Origin of the sequence: Vibrio sp. B1-2 (assembly GCF_963888445.1) — a bacterium.
GTDB lineage: Bacteria > Pseudomonadota > Gammaproteobacteria > Enterobacterales > Vibrionaceae > Vibrio > Vibrio anguillarum.
Genome location: NZ_CAWPJH010000029.1, coordinates 1 through 828 on the forward strand (window position 1 = coordinate 1; position 828 = coordinate 828).

Annotated in this window: 2 protein-coding genes; both read right to left on the reverse strand. The window is 39.3% G+C overall.

What is annotated here, in order from left to right; translation table 11 throughout:
• Positions 1–57: 57 nt before the first annotated feature.
• Positions 58–357 (reverse strand): type II toxin-antitoxin system RelE/ParE family toxin, encoded by a 300-nt coding sequence (locus AACQ75_RS09910; RefSeq protein WP_017048437.1) that lies wholly within the window; start codon positions 355–357, stop codon positions 58–60.
• 7 nt (positions 358–364) lie between these two features.
• Positions 365–607, reverse strand: a complete 243-nt coding sequence (locus tag AACQ75_RS09915; RefSeq protein ID WP_017045808.1) for a type II toxin-antitoxin system Phd/YefM family antitoxin — start codon at positions 605–607, stop codon at positions 365–367.
• Positions 608–828 lie beyond the last annotated feature (221 nt).

The following is an 828-nucleotide window of genomic DNA, read 5'->3' on the forward strand; positions in this document are numbered from 1 at the left end:
GGGCGTTAGTTTACCAATCAAGATTGCACCCTAACTCAATACGCTAGGGTGTGATAATTATCGCAGATGGTTTTGTGGCAATTGAGATTGTCCAAGGACTGCAACGACCAAAATAAAGCTGTCTTCCTTGGTAAAGTAAGCCGTATGCTTGCCTATAGGGAAGTAAAAACCATTTTGATATAAATCGTTGCAGCTTCTGCCTACCGCTGGGTTGTCAGCGAGCATCTGAAACCCAGTAAGAAGAGTATCTTTGTATGCGTTCCACTGCATCTCGGAAAAGTTTGTAATGGTATAATTTTTGATTTTATGTAAATGAGCCTGTGCTAATTTACTTAGTTTATATTTATTCTTGTACATACTTTACTTACAACGCGTTTAGGAAATTTTCACCGTCAACTATATTGCCTTGGGCTAAGTCTGCTTTTGCGGACTCAAAACAATGTTTTATGTAATCGGCTTTCATGACTTCAAGTTCTTCATAGTCTCTAATCGACATCACAACAACGGCATCTTTATTGTTTTTACTAATTTTAACTGGCTCACGTTGAGCGTTTAGAAGCAGTTCACCGAAATTACGTTTGGCATCATTTGCTGTTAATGTGTACATGGTTAAGCTCCAAGTCTGTAAGTGCAGTAATATTATAGGGCATCGAGCCAAATGTGCAATTTAATTAAATCGTGCGATTGGTGTGGAAAGTAAACTAACAAAGCATTTAAGATGGATTCGCAACGCTTGGCGGTTTTAGTGTAAATTCAGTTTTTCCGTTTTAAGTGGTTTGCCGCGGCATAGGTGTTTAGCGTTGCTCACCACTTAACGCGGCGTTATGC

What these genes read in the sequence shown, in the direction of transcription:
- AACQ75_RS09910 (WP_017048437.1), bottom strand. Translation starts at nt 357, where the DNA reads ATGTACAAGAATAAATATAAACTAAGTAAATTAGCACAGGCTCATTTA.
- AACQ75_RS09915 (WP_017045808.1), bottom strand. Translation starts at nt 607, where the DNA reads ATGTACACATTAACAGCAAATGATGCCAAACGTAATTTCGGTGAACTG.